The organism is Prodigiosinella aquatilis, assembly GCA_030388725.1.
Lineage (GTDB): Bacteria > Pseudomonadota > Gammaproteobacteria > Enterobacterales > Enterobacteriaceae > Prodigiosinella > Prodigiosinella aquatilis.
Genome location: CP128857.1, coordinates 301,773 through 316,623 on the forward strand (window position 1 = coordinate 301,773; position 14,851 = coordinate 316,623).

Genomic DNA, 14,851 nt, shown 5'->3' on the forward strand with positions numbered 1-14,851 from the left:
CGTGAAAGACTTATTGAAGTTTCTGAAAGCGCAAACTAAAACCGAAGAGTTTGACGCGATCAAAATTGCTCTGGCTTCGCCAGACATGATCCGTTCCTGGTCTTTTGGTGAAGTTAAAAAGCCAGAGACTATTAACTATCGTACGTTCAAACCTGAACGTGATGGCCTTTTCTGTGCTCGTATCTTTGGGCCAGTAAAAGATTACGAGTGCTTGTGCGGTAAGTACAAGCGCTTGAAACACCGTGGTGTTATTTGTGAGAAGTGCGGCGTTGAAGTGACCCAGACCAAAGTACGTCGTGAACGTATGGGACACATCGAACTGGCTTCTCCAACGGCACACATCTGGTTCCTGAAATCGTTGCCATCCCGCATCGGTTTACTGCTGGATATGCCGCTGCGTGATATCGAACGCGTACTGTACTTTGAATCCTATGTAGTGGTTGAAGGCGGTATGACCAACCTGGAGCGCCGACAGATCCTGACTGAAGAGCAGTATCTGGATGCGCTGGAAGAGTTTGGTGATGAGTTCGATGCCAAAATGGGTGCCGAAGCTATTCAGGCCTTGTTGAAAAGCATGGATCTGGAGCAGGAATGCGAACAACTGCGTGAAGAATTGAATGAAACCAACTCTGAAACCAAACGCAAGAAGCTGACCAAGCGCGTCAAGTTGCTGGAAGCCTTCATACAGTCTGGCAACAAGCCGGAGTGGATGATCCTGACCGTTCTGCCGGTTCTGCCGCCAGATCTGCGTCCGCTGGTTCCGCTGGATGGCGGTCGTTTCGCAACATCAGATCTGAACGATCTGTATCGTCGCGTTATCAACCGTAACAACCGTCTGAAACGTCTGCTGGATCTGGCTGCGCCGGACATCATCGTACGTAACGAAAAACGTATGCTGCAGGAAGCGGTTGATGCCCTGCTGGATAACGGTCGTCGCGGTCGTGCAATCACCGGTTCTAACAAACGTCCTCTGAAATCTTTGGCTGACATGATCAAAGGTAAACAGGGTCGTTTCCGTCAGAACCTGCTCGGTAAGCGTGTTGACTACTCCGGTCGTTCCGTTATTACCGTGGGTCCATACCTGCGTCTGCATCAGTGCGGTCTGCCGAAGAAAATGGCGTTGGAACTGTTCAAACCGTTCATCTACGGCAAGCTGGAACTGCGTGGTCTCGCTACCACCATCAAAGCTGCGAAGAAAATGGTTGAGCGTGAAGAAGCTGTCGTTTGGGATATCCTCGACGAAGTCATTCGCGAACACCCGGTACTGCTGAACCGTGCGCCAACTCTGCACCGTTTGGGTATTCAGGCGTTTGAACCGGTACTGATCGAAGGTAAAGCCATCCAGCTGCATCCGCTGGTTTGTGCGGCATACAACGCCGACTTCGATGGTGACCAGATGGCTGTTCACGTACCGCTGACACTGGAAGCCCAGTTGGAAGCGCGTGCGTTGATGATGTCTACCAACAACATTCTATCACCGGCGAATGGTGAGCCAATCATCGTTCCTTCCCAGGACGTGGTGTTGGGTCTGTACTACATGACCCGTGACTGTGTTAACGCCAAAGGCGAAGGCATGGTGTTGACGGGGCCGAAAGAAGCTGAGCGTATTTATCGCGCCGGTCTGGCTTCCCTGCATGCGCGTGTCAAAGTGCGTATCACCGAAGAGATCAGGAATACCGAAGGCGAGTCGATACACCGGACGTCTATTATCGATACAACTGTAGGCCGTGCGATCCTGTGGATGATCGTTCCGCAAGGTCTGCCGTTCTCTATCGTTAACCAGCCGTTAGGTAAAAAAGCTATTTCTAAAATGCTGAACACCTGTTATCGCATTTTGGGCCTGAAGCCGACGGTTATCTTCGCTGACCAGATCATGTACACCGGTTTTGCTTACGCTGCCCGTTCAGGTGTATCCGTAGGTATTGATGATATGGTGATCCCAGAGAAGAAAGCGGGGATTATCGAAGAAGCAGAAACCGAAGTTGCAGAGATCCAGGAACAGTTCCAGTCTGGTCTAGTAACTGCTGGTGAACGCTACAATAAGGTTATCGATATCTGGGCGGCGGCAAATGAACGCGTTGCCAAGGCGATGATGGAAAACCTGTCTGTTGAAGATGTGGTTAATCGTGATGGCGAAGTTGAGCAACAGGTTTCTTTTAACAGTATCTTTATGATGGCTGACTCCGGTGCGCGTGGTTCTGCGGCACAGATTCGTCAGTTGGCGGGTATGCGTGGTCTGATGGCGAAGCCGGATGGCTCCATCATCGAAACACCTATTACCGCAAACTTCCGTGAAGGTCTGAACGTACTCCAGTACTTCATCTCTACTCACGGTGCGCGTAAAGGTCTGGCGGATACGGCACTGAAAACCGCAAACTCCGGTTATCTGACACGCCGTTTGGTTGATGTGGCGCAGGATCTGGTAGTCACTGAAGATGATTGTGGTACTCACGAAGGTATCATGATGACCCCGGTTATCGAGGGCGGTGACGTTAAAGAGCCGTTGCGTGAGCGTGTGCTTGGTCGTGTGACGGCTGAAGACGTTATCAAACCGGGTACAGCTGATATTCTGGTTCCACGTAATACGTTGCTGAACGAGAAATGGTGTGACCTGCTGGAAGAAAACTCTGTCGATGCGGTTAAAGTCCGTTCTGTCGTAAGTTGCGAAACTGACTTTGGCGTTTGCGCCAAGTGTTATGGACGTGACCTGGCGCGTGGGCACATCATCAACAAGGGTGAAGCAGTCGGGGTTATCGCGGCACAGTCCATCGGTGAACCAGGTACGCAGCTGACCATGCGTACGTTCCACATCGGTGGTGCGGCGTCTCGTGCGGCAGCCGAATCCAGTATTCAGGTGAAGAACAAAGGTAGCCTGAAACTGTTTAACGCGAAGTTCGTTATGAACAACGTGGGTAAACTGGTGATTACATCGCGTAATACCGAATTGAAGCTGATTGATGAATTCGGTCGCACCAAAGAAAGCTATAAAGTGCCTTATGGCGCGGTCATGGCGAAGGGCGATAGTGCTGATGTTGTCGGCGGCGAAACTGTTGCTAATTGGGATCCGCATACCATGCCGGTTATCACTGAAGTGAGCGGTAACATTCGCTTCACTGATATGATCGACACCCAGACCATCACTCGTCAAACTGACGAACTGACTGGGTTGTCCTCTATCGTGATACTGGATAGTGCGGAACGTACCGGTGGTGGTAAAGAACTACGCCCGGCGTTGAAAATTGTAGATGCCAATGGCAATGATGTATTGATTCCGGGTACGGATATGCCTGCTCAATACTTCTTGCCGGGTAAAGCCATTGTCCAGTTGGAAGATGGTGTACAAATCAATGCAGGTGACACACTGGCACGTATCCCGCAGGAATCCGGCGGTACCAAGGATATTACCGGTGGTTTGCCACGTGTTGCGGATCTGTTCGAAGCCCGTCGTCCGAAAGAACCGGCTATTCTGGCCGAAATCAGCGGTGTCGTTTCCTTCGGTAAAGAAACCAAAGGTAAACGTCGTCTGGTGATTACACCAATAGATGGCAGTGAACCGTATGAAGAGATGATTCCGAAGTGGCGTCAGCTCAACGTGTTTGAAGGTGAACTCGTAGAACGCGGAGATGTTATCTCCGATGGCCCGGAATCTCCGCATGATATTCTGCGTCTGCGTGGTGTCCATGCTGTTACGCGCTATATCACCAACGAGGTTCAGGACGTTTACCGTCTGCAAGGTGTTAAGATTAACGATAAACACATTGAAGTTATCGTTCGTCAGATGCTGCGTAAATGTACCATCGCGAGTTCAGGTAGCTCGGAGTTCTTGGAAGGCGAACAGGCGGAAATTTCCCGCGTTAAGATTGCCAACCGCCAATTGGAAGCAAACGGCAAGATCTCGGCAACGTATGCCCGAGATTTGCTGGGTATCACCAAGGCTTCTCTGGCTACCGAGTCCTTCATCTCTGCGGCATCATTCCAGGAAACTACTCGTGTGCTTACTGAAGCTGCGGTTGCGGGTAAACGTGATGAGCTGCGCGGTTTGAAAGAAAACGTGATCGTGGGTCGTTTGATCCCGGCTGGGACTGGTTATTCGTACCACCAGGAGCGTATGCGCCGTCGTCAGGTGGTTGATACCCCGGTTACGCCTCAGGTTAGCGCTGAAGAAGCTACGGCCAATTTGGCAGAGTTGTTGAATGCTGGTCTGGGTAACAACGACGACAAGTAATCGTTAGTCAGGCTTGATAAAAACCGCTCCTTAGCAGTAAGGAGCGGTTTTTTTATGGCGTCTATCTGCCGCCGACCCTGCTTTGGTCCGTTGCTACACAGCGTTTAAAAACACTTCCGGCGTTTTTTATGCACAGAACATTTGATTATTGCGCTATAACATTCTGATGGACGCATCAAAAAGGCATGTTCAATGCGATTAAAAACAATACTTTTTGTCATATTACTGACTCAGTTGATTATCAGCCCGGTTAACGCCCAGAACGTCACGACATCTCCGTCTCCCTGGCAAGGGGTAAAGCCAATACAAAAGATGTTCAAACATTGGCAGGTGACCTGCAATAACCTGAATGATTGTGATGTCAGGAATAGTGATGCTTACCTACGCGTTACACTCAAGCGTGAATCAGGCCCACAGGGAAAAATCTCCCTGGATTTTGATTTGGCGGACAAACGGCAGGCGCTTTTTATGGATGGTGTGCGGTTCCCATTGACTCAACCTGCGTGGCAGCCAGATGAAGAAGAGGGAGCCTTCTATGTACATACCGAGCAACTTGATGCCATTCAACGCTTTGTTCAGGCGACTAAAAATGCCAAATGGTTAACGTTGTCTGCAGGTAGCACCAGTGAAGAAGAAGCAATCTCCCTGGCTGGTTTAAATGCCGCATTATTGCTGGTGGATGAACGACAAGGACGGTTAAATAACCGTAGTGCATTACTGCAAGTGGGAGACGGTGACGTTTCATCCGTTCCCGCTGTGCCGGTGAGTCAGGATATCAACCCTGCTTATATTCAACCGCCACCGTTGGTGAAAACTGACGAGCTTATCGATGCGGTAGTCGCGGCCAAAAGATCCGTTCTGGAAGAAGAAGGTTGTGGTTTGAGCAAAGAGGCTCGTGCATTGAGTGAAGCAGAACCGCTGACCAATGAGTTGGCGTTGGTCATGCTGAACTGTGGTATGGGCGCTTATCAATCTTCCAGCATGCTGTTTGTCACACCACGCAATAATCCGCAGGGTGCGCAATTACTGGTATTGTCGCGACCTATAAAAATAGCGGACAGTCAGGATGACAAAATTCGCTGGTTCACTGAAGCGGAGTACGATCCGGAAATCGGCATGCTGTACTACTCCGCCAAAGGGCGCGGTATTGCGGATTGTGGTGAGAGTGCGCAGTGGGTGTTTGACGGTAAAAACTTCCAACTGGTCGCTTATAACTATCAGCCTGAATGCAATGGCGGGCAACCGGGAGACTGGCCCTCTGTCTGGGCTATGCCCGGCTATCCTATTGAGTAGCTCTGTCTGATTATGGACGGGAAGGGCCGATACAGGCGAACCTGTATCGGCGGTCTGGTGAGCGGGACGCCTGGACTGCTCGCCCCGGCTGGTGCACGTTTTACCAGCGTGCCCACTGTAGCCATGAGCACGGTGTGGTGCGAGATGCTGTTTGTTGCCTTGCATATCGTGCTGTACAGAAAAACCGATTGCCTGAAAATATTTCAGCGTGTTGCGTTACGCCGCACAAGCTGGACGTTTCCTTTGTGCAAGAACATAACTACCGTTTGTATCAGATTATCACCGTCGAACAACTTCCTGTCTTGTCAGTTCGATCTTCTCCCTGCCAGCTGTCTTGTAGCTTGTAAATCTGTAACTGCATACAGTCAGCACGATTTAACGGTCTTTTCTTGACGAAAACAGGTTGTGTATATCTGCGCGTGTTAAACCAATATCTTTTAGACGGTCATCATTCATGCTCAACAGTAGTTTTTTTGATTCAGCTTGTGCCTTTCGGTGCCGCCAGAGCTGATAAAGCATGCGCAGGCTCAAGTGTATACGTAGCCGGGTAATAAGTCGTTTTGTCATGGTTTTTCTCCCCTGTCGCTGGTTGACTGCCATCATGCAGGAGAGATTGGAATTGATACAGATTCAGAAATTTACTTTATTTATGATACAAAATGCGCGATACCGTATCTGAACGGTTGTTTGGGAGCTTATCTGTATTGTTTTTTCTTATTTCTATTTATTCGGAGGATACAGATGACGCGATATCAATTTCTGGCCACCATATTGATACAGCGAATTGAACAAGGGTTGTATCAGTGTGGTGAACGTTTGCCGTCAGTGCGCTCACTGAGTCAGGAGCATGGTGTCAGTATTAGTACCGTCCAGCAGGCGTACCATTTGCTGGAAGAGAAGCAATTAATCGTGCCACTGCCGCGTTCTGGCTACTTTGTGAAGCCACGTATGGCGGTGGCCCCCATTCCTGCCATGACGAGACCGGTACAGCGTCCGGTGGAAATCACTACGTGGGATTCGGTACTGGAACAGATCTGTTCCCGTTCTGATCCCGATATTCTGCAATTGGGCGGCAGCATTCCCGACCTCACGCCGACCACACTTAAGCCGTTATGGAAGAATATTAGCCGTATTGGGCAAAAACAGGATATCTCCATGCTGAACTACGACAGTCTGTATGGATTACCGCGGCTGCGTGAACAGATTGCCCGGTTGATGATTGATAGTGGCTGTCAGTTGTCTGAACAGGATATTGTTATCACCAATGGTTGTACGCAAGCGCTGTCCATAGCGGTTCGGTCCGTGTGTAACCCCGGTGATATTGTGGCTATTGAGTCGCCGGTATTTCATGGCATCATGCAGATACTGTGTGGTTTTGGTATTAAGGTTATTGAAATTCCTACTGATTTTTCTCAAGGGATGAGCCTTGAAGCATTGGAGTTGGCGCTGGAGCAATGGCCGGTGAAAGCGGTGCTGACGGTACCGAATTGTAATAATCCGCTGGGATTTATTATGCCGGAACACCGCAAGCGGGCATTGATGATGTTGGCGCAGCGCTATGATATCGCCATCATTGAGGATGATGTGTATGGTGAACTGGCATATGACTACCCGCGCCCGATCACCCTGAAATCTTTGGATTATGAGGGGCGAGTCCTGTTGTGCAGCTCGTTTTCAAAAATGTTGGCGCCTGGTCTGCGAGTGGGATGGATAGTTCCGGGGCGCTATCTGGATCGAGCGCTACACATGAAATACACCAGTACCGGGTCTGTTGCCATTTGTCCTCAACAGGCCGTGGCAGAGTTTATTCGGCAAGGGCATTACATGCCGCATTTGCGCCGCATGCGTGCGCTTTATCAACGTAACCTGGGAAGTTTTGTCAACCGGGTGAGGCACACGTTTCCGGAGAAGGTCTGTATCAGTCGACCACAAGGTGGATTTGTGCTGTGGATTGAGTTTCCGGAAACGTTTGATGGCGTGCGGCTGAACCAACGGCTGGTCAGCGAGAAAATCAGGGTTTATGAAGGGTCACTGTTTTCTGTGGCTGGCAAGTATCGTCATTGCCTGCGGTTGAGCTATGCCATGCCGCTCACGCCAGAGCGTGAGGAGGGTATCGTCAGGCTGGGGAACGTGATTGCCGAAATGATGAACAATCCTGTGATAACCGTAGGGTAATACGGGGCGTCAGCGCCCCGTAACATTACCGTTCTGGCATTACTGGTGTGTGGCCGGTCGGCCCAGATACCCGTCCCAGTCTTTCCAGACCGGTTGTAAACCCGCCTTGACAATGGCGGTAGCTACCTCTTCGGGGCGTCGACCATCATGGGGCGTAAACTGCTCCAGCTCTGGATGATTGTCCGCATAGCCACCCGGTTGGGTTTTGGAGAAGGCGCTGACGTTGTTGATGGCGATTGGAACCATGTGGTCACGGAAGAACGATGATTCCCGGGTTGAGAGGGAGAGCTCAATATCTGGAGAAAGTAGGCGAAACGCACAGATGACCTGCATTAATTGAGCTTCATTCATAATTGACGCAGGCTCAATACCTCCGGCACAAGGGCGTAAACGCGGGAAGGAGATTGAATAGCGGCTCCGCCAGTAGGTTTGCTGCAAATACAGCAGGTGTTCGGCCACCATATAGCAGTCGGTACGCCAGCTATCGGAAAGACCGATCAACGCGCCTAATCCGATCTTGTCGATCCCGGCGTTACCCAGTCGATCCGGTGTATCCAGCCGCCAACTGAAGTCTTGTTTCTGGCCGTGCAGATGATGCTGGGCGTAAGTCGATGGATGATAAGTTTCCTGATACACCATGACGCCATCCAGCCCCAGCATTTTCAGTTCCGCATATTCAGCCTGATTCAACGGTTGCACTTCCATCATCAGTGAACTGAAATGCGGGCGGATGATCGGAAATACCTGGCGAAAATAATCCATTCCCACCTTCCGCTGATGTTCGCCCGTTACCAGCAGCAGGTGATTGAACCCCATTTCTTTGATTGCCAAACATTCACGCAGAATTTCTTCTTCATTCAGCGTTTTGCGCTTGAGGTGGTTGCTCATGGAAAAGCCGCAGTAAGTACAATCATTGGAGCACAGATTAGAGAGATACAGTGGTACATAAAAGCTGACGGTATTGCCGAATCGCTGGCGAGTTAACTGTTGGGCACGCTGTGCCAATGGTTCGAGATAGTGCCTGGCGGCTGGAGAGATCAGTGCCATAAAGTCATCGCGGCTGAGTTGGTCCGCTGTCAATGCTCGTTCCACATCGGCGGCTGTTTGGCTGTTAATCCGCAGTGTCAGGTCATCCCAGTGCAACTGTTGCCAACGCTGTTGAAAATGGGTTTCCATTAGCCAACTGCCTCTGTTGTCTGTTGCAGAAAATGGGTCAACGGACTGGTAGCGCTGGCAACCTGTTGACGGCGGCCCAAACCTGCTTGCCGTGCCAACGTTCCGGCTTCTATCGCCAACCGAAACGCCTGCGCCATGTTTACCGGGTCGCGGGCTACCGCGATGGCGGTATTCACCAGCACCGCATCGGCGCCGATCTCGATAGCTTCTGCGGCATGACTGGGGGCACCAATGCCAGCATCCACTACTACCGGCACTCGTGCCTGTTCGATGATGATGCGTAGAAAATCACGGGTCTGTAGACCCTGGTTCGAACCGATCGGCGCACCCAGCGGCATGACGGCGGCACAGCCCGCCTCCTCCAGACGCTTACATAGCACCGGATCGGCAGCGCAGTATGGGAGTACCACAAACCCTTCTTTGACTAGCTGTTCTGCTGCCTTCAGGGTTTCTATCGGGTCGGGTAACAGGTACCTCATATCTGGATGAATCTCCAGCTTCACCCAGTGAGTACCCAACGCTTCACGTGCCAAATGAGCGGCAAATATGGCTTCGTCTGCGGTTTTGGCTCCGGACGTATTGGGAAGCAGTCTCACGCCCAACTGTCGTAAAGGGGCCAAAATAGCGTCGTTACCGCCTTTCAGATCCACGCGTTTCATCGCCATTGTCACCAATTGCGATCCAGAAGCCTGCAACGCTTCCAGCATCAGTTCCGCGCTGGCAAATTTCCCGGTACCGGTCAGTAACCGGGATGAAAATGTTGTATCGGCAATATGTAGCATTTCATCCTCCTGCTATCGCCTGAAAAAGCAAAATGTCATCCCCTTCCTGTACCTGACGCTGATGCCAGGCACTGCGTGGAATGATGACCTGATTGATAGCCAGTGCTGTACCGGGCTGGAGGCGGTTCAACCGATTGAGCAACTGTTCAATGTTCACGGGTTTTTCCAGTTCCAACGTTTCTTCATTGAGTCGGATTTTCATGGATGGTCTCCGCATATCGGACACGTTGGAGAAGGCGTTAGTTGTAATGTGCTCCAGCTATGCTGCCGGGCATCGAATAAGCGCAGTTTGCCGTTGAGTGGAGAGGGCAGGCCACACAGTAGTTTGATAGCCTCCAGCGCCTGTAATGTGCCCATTACGCCAACCACCGGACCTAATACCCCGGCGGTACGGCAGTTACGCTGCGGTTCGCTGGCATCTGGATATAGACAGGCATAGCAACCGTGAGCATAAGGCGGCGCCAGCACCAGTAGTTGACCGCTTAGTCCTACCGCACTGGCACTGATCAGGGTTTTCTCTGCTGCAACGCAAGCGGCATTGACAGCATGGCGAGTGCTCATGTTGTCACTACAGTCCAGTACCAGATCGGCTTTCGCTACCGCCTGTTGTAGGGCACCATTTTCCAACCGTCGGTTAAGCGCTACACAGGTAATCGTGGGATTCAGCGCCTGCAGCTGGCGCTGAGCCAGCATGGCTTTGGGTTGAGAAATATCACGAGTACGGTAGAGAATTTGTCGTTGAAGATTGGAAATATGCAGCTCGTCACTATCCGCCAGCAGTAGCTTACCCACCCCTGCAGCGGCCAGATACAGCGCCGCAGGTGAACCGAGGCCACCCATACCTACCAGCAACACGCAGGCGGTCGCGAGCTTTTTTTGACCTTCAGCGCCGACGTCCTCTAGCAGTAACTGGCGGCTATAACGCATAAATTCCTGATCGTTTAACACGTTATTTCTCCCGCCCTTCAATCATCCGAAGTAGTGTGGTGGTTGCCTGACGCCAGTCCGGTGCCTGGGTAATAGCACTGACTACCGCGATGCTGCCAACGCCGGTCGCCAGTACGGCAGGAACCTTATCGACACTGATACCGCCAATGGCAACCGTGGGAAAATGCCCCTGGAGCGCACTGATGTGCCGGGTTAGTTCAGGCAGACCCTGTGGTGATGACGGCATGACTTTGGTTTGCGTTGGGAAGATGTGCCCTAATGCGATGTAGGAAGGATTGACGGCAACAGCGCGTTCCAGCTCGGTATCATCATGGGTGGAAACACCCAACCGCAGACCGGCCTGATGAATGGCGGCGAGATCAGCAGTATCCAGATCTTCCTGTCCCAGATGGACGCCATAAGCTTGATGTTTGATCGCCAGTCGCCAATAGTCATTGATGAACAGCCGTGCCTGAAATTGTCGCCCCAGGTTTATTGCCTGAATCACCTCTGGCTCTACCTGATCGTCCGGCAGGTCTTTGATCCGCAACTGAATGGTTTTCACACCTGCGTTCAGCAGGCGGTTGATCCACAACACGCTGTCCACCACAGGATAGAGCCCGAGCTGTTTCGCAGTGGAGGGAAAGACGCGGCTCATCAGGATTCCTCCTGTGGCAGACTGGTGGCAGTGTGGTATAGCTCGCTGCCGCGGGCACGGAATTCTGCTGACATCTGCGCCATCCCGACATCAATGGGCTGGGCCACGGCTTCCTGCTGCGCGGCGTAATCACGTACTTCCTGGGAAATCTTCATCGAGCAGAATTTGGGGCCGCACATGGAGCAGAAATGGGCCACTTTGCCGGATTCCTGCGGCAGGGTTTCGTCGTGATAAGCGCGTGCGGTTTGCGGATCGAGCGCCAGATTAAACTGATCGTCCCAGCGAAATTCAAAGCGTGCTTTTGACATGGCGTTGTCGCGGATCTGTGCGCCAGGGTGGCCTTTGGCCAGGTCGGCAGCGTGGGCGGCGATTTTGTAGGTAATCAGCCCTTGCTTGACATCATCCTTGTTTGGCAATCCCAAATGCTCTTTTGGCGTGACATAACACAGCATGGCGCAACCGAACCAGCCAATCATGGCCGCACCAATACCGGAGGTGAAATGATCATAGCCCGGTGCAATATCGGTGGTGAGTGGGCCGAGCGTGTAGAACGGCGCTTCATGGCAATGCTCCAGCTCTTCAGTCATGTTGCGGCGGATCATTTGCATCGGCACATGACCGGGGCCTTCAATCATGACCTGAACGTCATATTCCCAGGCGATTTTGGTCAGCTCACCCAGCGTGTGGAGCTCGGCGAACTGGGCTTCATCGTTGGCGTCCTGAATAGAGCCAGGGCGAAGACCATCACCCAATGACAGGGATACATCATAGGCTGCACAGAGTTCACAAATTTCACGAAAGTGCTGATACAGGAAATTTTCTTTATGATGAGAAAGACACCATTTCGCCATGATGGAGCCACCGCGAGAGACAATGCCCGTCAGGCGTTTGGCGGTCATCGGCACGTAGCGCAGCAGCACCCCAGCATGGATGGTGAAATAGTCAACGCCTTGTTCTGCCTGTTCCAGCAATGTGTCGCGGAACATTTCCCAGGTCAGATTTTCCGCAACGCCATTAACTTTTTCCAGAGCTTGATAAATAGGTACCGTACCAATGGGAACCGGGCTGTTACGTAGTATCCACTCGCGGGTTTCATGAATATAACGTCCGGTGGACAAATCCATCACGGTATCCGCACCCCAGCGCGTTGACCACACCAGCTTTTCCACTTCTTCTTCGATGGACGATGTCACGGCGGAGTTACCGATATTGGCATTGACCTTCACCAGAAAATTACGGCCGATAATCATCGGTTCTGACTCGGGATGATTGATATTGGCGGGAATAATGGCGCGTCCGGCGGCAACTTCCTGACGTACAAATTCCGGGGTGATACTGTCGGGCAAGTTGGCACCGAAGCTTTGGCCAGGGTGTTGCTGGCGCAGCACCTTACTGCGGATACGTTCACGCCCCATATTTTCACGGATGGCAATGAATTCCATTTCAGGTGTGACGATCCCCTGACGAGCATAATGCAGTTGCGTTACCCGCTTGCCGGTTTTGGCACACTGCGGTTGCGGCAATTGTTCAAACCGCAGATGATCCAATCCTGCATCGGCCAAGCGTTGCTGGGTAAAACCAGAACTGACCTGAGAAAGCGCTTGTGTATCGTTGCGCTCGGCTATCCAGGCGGCCCGGACTTTTTCCAGGCCGAGGTGAACGTCTGGTGTAGCGGCAGGATCGCCATATGGGCCAGCCGTATCATAGACGGGGACGGGCTCGTTGGGTTCATGGCAGGGATTCTCCCGGCTACCACCAGTCAAGGTGGGGCTGAGCTGAATTTCCCGCATGGGAACACGGATATCTTCGCGTGAGCCAGAAATGTAAATTCGCTGTGAATTCGGGAATGCGGTACCCCGAAGGGTGTCAATAAACTGTTGGGCGGCGGCGCGTTGCTCACGACGACCAGGTGCTTTCTTTTCTGTAGACATAGCAAGTTCCTATAAATACTGAACGGGAAGATTGCTTGTCTGGAGTTCGGAGGGAGTAATGACAGGGTGTGAACCCGGATAAATGCCTATGGCGCTGGGGTTCAACAGAATGAATTACTCTTGTTCCCTTCGCAGGTATTAGCCTGATCAGGTTCCGCGGATCCCGAATTAACGGTCTCAGCCCGTGCACGATGATATGTGCGGGGCACTCCGACAAGATATAGCTCCAAAACGCTGGAGCGGATAAAACGTTACCACTTTATGCCGAGCCCGGCCTGGTGTCAAAAAGTTACATCAGGTGAAAAGGCGCCCTGCACTATCGATAGTTCAGTCTGATTTACTGTTCAAATACCAGCCGGATCATGTGGTCTTCCAGGGTAAAGCGCATTGCCAAGGATTCCCCCACGCTTGATAATGTTTGCTGAAATTCGAAACAGTTATCTTGATCGATGGCGGCAACCAGATGACTATCATAAAAGTCCATGATTTGCTGTGTGTTGCCTTGTAATATCGAATCGAGCTGTGCGGCGAGCGCTCGCTTTTTTTCATTCAATGGGGCAACTTCTTGTAGCATTCGTTCGTAAATGTGGAAATGGCCAGCTGAAAGATAGTCGACCAGATTATGGCAGAAATCATCCAGCGCTTTTTCATCCAGACGGGTATGGGTTTCTTTATTTGGCTTCATGCCGACCAAGTGATAGTAAGTGATCAGTAACTGTTTACGCGCTTGTAGCCACTGATCGATTAACGCATTATTGCCGCCAACATACTCAGTCAAACTTTGTAGTTGCTTTAGCATTATTGACTCCCTTCATACATCAATGATGACTGTTAGCAGTGTAATTATCTATTAAACATAGCTGTAAGATGTCAATCTGGTAATGAGTGAGGCATTAAAAGTATGGAACTGATACTAAAAGGTGATGAAAGCGGCTGGTGGGTCGTCAGCCATGGTAATCAGATCTGGTTACCACAGGGCGAATTGCCGCAGGGAACCGCCGCGCAATGGGATTTGCAGAATTTTCGTGCCCGCCAGATCGGTGAGTGGCAGGGCGTGCTGGTATGGCTAGTGTCACGTTCTATGACGGACAGCATGGGATCCGTGCGTCAGTTGCTGAGTCAGGATGCCGGTCTGTTCCATCTGGCAGGACGGGGCGTACAGTTGGCTGAGTTCTATCGTTCGCATCGCTTTTGTGGCTACTGCGGACATGAAATGCACACCAGTACTACAGAGCTGGCCTGCTTGTGTTCACACTGTAAGGAACGTTATTACCCACAGATTGCTCCTTGTGTGATCGTGGCTATCCAGCATCAGGATAAAATTCTGCTGGCCCAGCATTTGCGCCATCGCGGCAATATGTATACCACGTTGGCGGGTTTTGTAGAGGTGGGTGAAACGCTGGAGCAGGCGGTGGCGCGAGAAGTCATGGAAGAGAGTCATGTCCATGTCAAAAACCTGCGCTATGTATGCTCTCAACCTTGGCCGTTCCCTCATTCATTGATGATGGCCTTCATGGCGGAATATGCGGGAGGAGAACTGCAAGCAGACCCTTCAGAACTGCGGGATGCAGCCTGGTTCCGTTATGATCGGTTGCCGGAATTACCGCCACCGGGTACGGTGGCTCGTCGTCTGATTGAAGATACCGTAGTGCTGTGCCGTGAGGTTGACGATTGAACGGGTTTG

Annotated in this window: 11 protein-coding genes and 1 riboswitch; of the genes, 4 read left to right on the top strand and 7 right to left on the bottom strand. The window is 51.6% G+C overall.

Translation table 11 applies throughout. From position 1 onward, the window contains the following. Position 1: 1 nt before the first annotated feature. The 3 genes from rpoC (at position 2) to PCO85_01410 (ending at position 7,693) form a co-directional block, all read left to right on the top strand. Entirely contained in the window at positions 2 to 4,225 is a 4,224-nt protein-coding gene (rpoC, locus tag PCO85_01400; GenBank protein WJV54170.1) for a DNA-directed RNA polymerase subunit beta', read from the top strand. 192 nt (positions 4,226 to 4,417) lie between these two features. Beyond that, positions 4,418 to 5,518 carry a DUF1176 domain-containing protein gene (locus PCO85_01405; protein ID WJV54171.1) on the top strand — a complete coding sequence of 367 codons (1,101 nt, stop codon included), beginning with the start codon at positions 4,418 to 4,420 and terminating at the stop codon, positions 5,516 to 5,518. A 741-nt stretch (positions 5,519 to 6,259) separates the two neighbouring features. Next, positions 6,260 to 7,693 carry a PLP-dependent aminotransferase family protein gene (locus tag PCO85_01410; GenBank protein WJV54172.1) on the top strand — a complete coding sequence of 478 codons (1,434 nt, stop codon included), beginning with the start codon at positions 6,260 to 6,262 and terminating at the stop codon, positions 7,691 to 7,693. A 39-nt stretch (positions 7,694 to 7,732) separates the two neighbouring features. Here the strand turns inward: PCO85_01410 and thiH are convergent, their stop codons facing one another. The 7 genes from thiH to PCO85_01445 form a co-directional block, all read right to left on the bottom strand. Further along, positions 7,733 to 8,869: a 2-iminoacetate synthase ThiH gene (thiH, locus tag PCO85_01415; GenBank protein ID WJV54173.1), complete on the bottom strand. Its 1,137-nt coding sequence runs from the start codon at positions 8,867 to 8,869 to the stop codon at positions 7,733 to 7,735. Beyond that, positions 8,869 to 9,651, bottom strand: a complete 783-nt coding sequence (locus PCO85_01420; GenBank protein WJV54174.1) for a thiazole synthase — start codon at positions 9,649 to 9,651, stop codon at positions 8,869 to 8,871. The genes thiH and PCO85_01420 overlap by 1 nt, the downstream gene beginning before the upstream one ends. Position 9,652: 1 nt before the next feature. Continuing rightward, a complete protein-coding gene (thiS, locus tag PCO85_01425) occupies positions 9,653 to 9,853 on the bottom strand; it encodes a sulfur carrier protein ThiS (GenBank protein ID WJV54175.1) in 201 nt (66 codons plus the stop codon). Further along, entirely contained in the window at positions 9,850 to 10,599 is a 750-nt protein-coding gene (locus PCO85_01430) for a HesA/MoeB/ThiF family protein (GenBank protein WJV54176.1), read from the bottom strand. The genes thiS and PCO85_01430 overlap by 4 nt, the downstream gene beginning before the upstream one ends. Before the next feature lies 1 nt (position 10,600). Then, positions 10,601 to 11,236 (bottom strand): thiamine phosphate synthase, encoded by a 636-nt coding sequence (thiE, locus tag PCO85_01435; GenBank protein ID WJV54177.1) that lies wholly within the window; start codon positions 11,234 to 11,236, stop codon positions 10,601 to 10,603. Next, entirely contained in the window at positions 11,236 to 13,167 is a 1,932-nt protein-coding gene (gene thiC, locus PCO85_01440; protein ID WJV54178.1) for a phosphomethylpyrimidine synthase ThiC, read from the bottom strand. Before thiC ends, thiE begins: the two co-directional genes overlap by 1 nt. Positions 13,168 to 13,274: 107 nt before the next feature. After that, positions 13,275 to 13,390: riboswitch (TPP riboswitch) on the bottom strand. A 114-nt stretch (positions 13,391 to 13,504) separates the two neighbouring features. Next, complete coding sequence (locus PCO85_01445) at positions 13,505 to 13,966, bottom strand: Rsd/AlgQ family anti-sigma factor (GenBank protein WJV54179.1); 462 nt, start codon at positions 13,964 to 13,966, stop codon at positions 13,505 to 13,507. Positions 13,967 to 14,068: 102 nt separating this feature from the next. On the opposite strand from PCO85_01445, the gene nudC reads away from it, so the two are divergent. Continuing rightward, positions 14,069 to 14,842 carry an NAD(+) diphosphatase gene (nudC, locus tag PCO85_01450; protein WJV54180.1) on the top strand — a complete coding sequence of 258 codons (774 nt, stop codon included), beginning with the start codon at positions 14,069 to 14,071 and terminating at the stop codon, positions 14,840 to 14,842. Positions 14,843 to 14,851: the final 9 nt, after the last annotated feature.

Coding starts and splice junctions, on each gene's coding strand:
- nudC (WJV54180.1), top strand. CDS start 14,069: ATGGAACTGATACTAAAAGGTGATGAAAGCGGCTGGTGGGTCGTCAGC.
- thiE (WJV54177.1), bottom strand. CDS start 11,236: ATGAGCCGCGTCTTTCCCTCCACTGCGAAACAGCTCGGGCTCTATCCT.
- thiC (WJV54178.1), bottom strand. CDS start 13,167: ATGTCTACAGAAAAGAAAGCACCTGGTCGTCGTGAGCAACGCGCCGCC.
- thiS (WJV54175.1), bottom strand. CDS start 9,853: ATGAAAATCCGACTCAATGAAGAAACGTTGGAACTGGAAAAACCCGTG.
- PCO85_01405 (WJV54171.1), top strand. CDS start 4,418: ATGCGATTAAAAACAATACTTTTTGTCATATTACTGACTCAGTTGATT.
- PCO85_01420 (WJV54174.1), bottom strand. CDS start 9,651: ATGCTACATATTGCCGATACAACATTTTCATCCCGGTTACTGACCGGT.
- thiH (WJV54173.1), bottom strand. CDS start 8,869: ATGGAAACCCATTTTCAACAGCGTTGGCAACAGTTGCACTGGGATGAC.
- PCO85_01445 (WJV54179.1), bottom strand. CDS start 13,966: ATGCTAAAGCAACTACAAAGTTTGACTGAGTATGTTGGCGGCAATAAT.
- PCO85_01410 (WJV54172.1), top strand. CDS start 6,260: ATGACGCGATATCAATTTCTGGCCACCATATTGATACAGCGAATTGAA.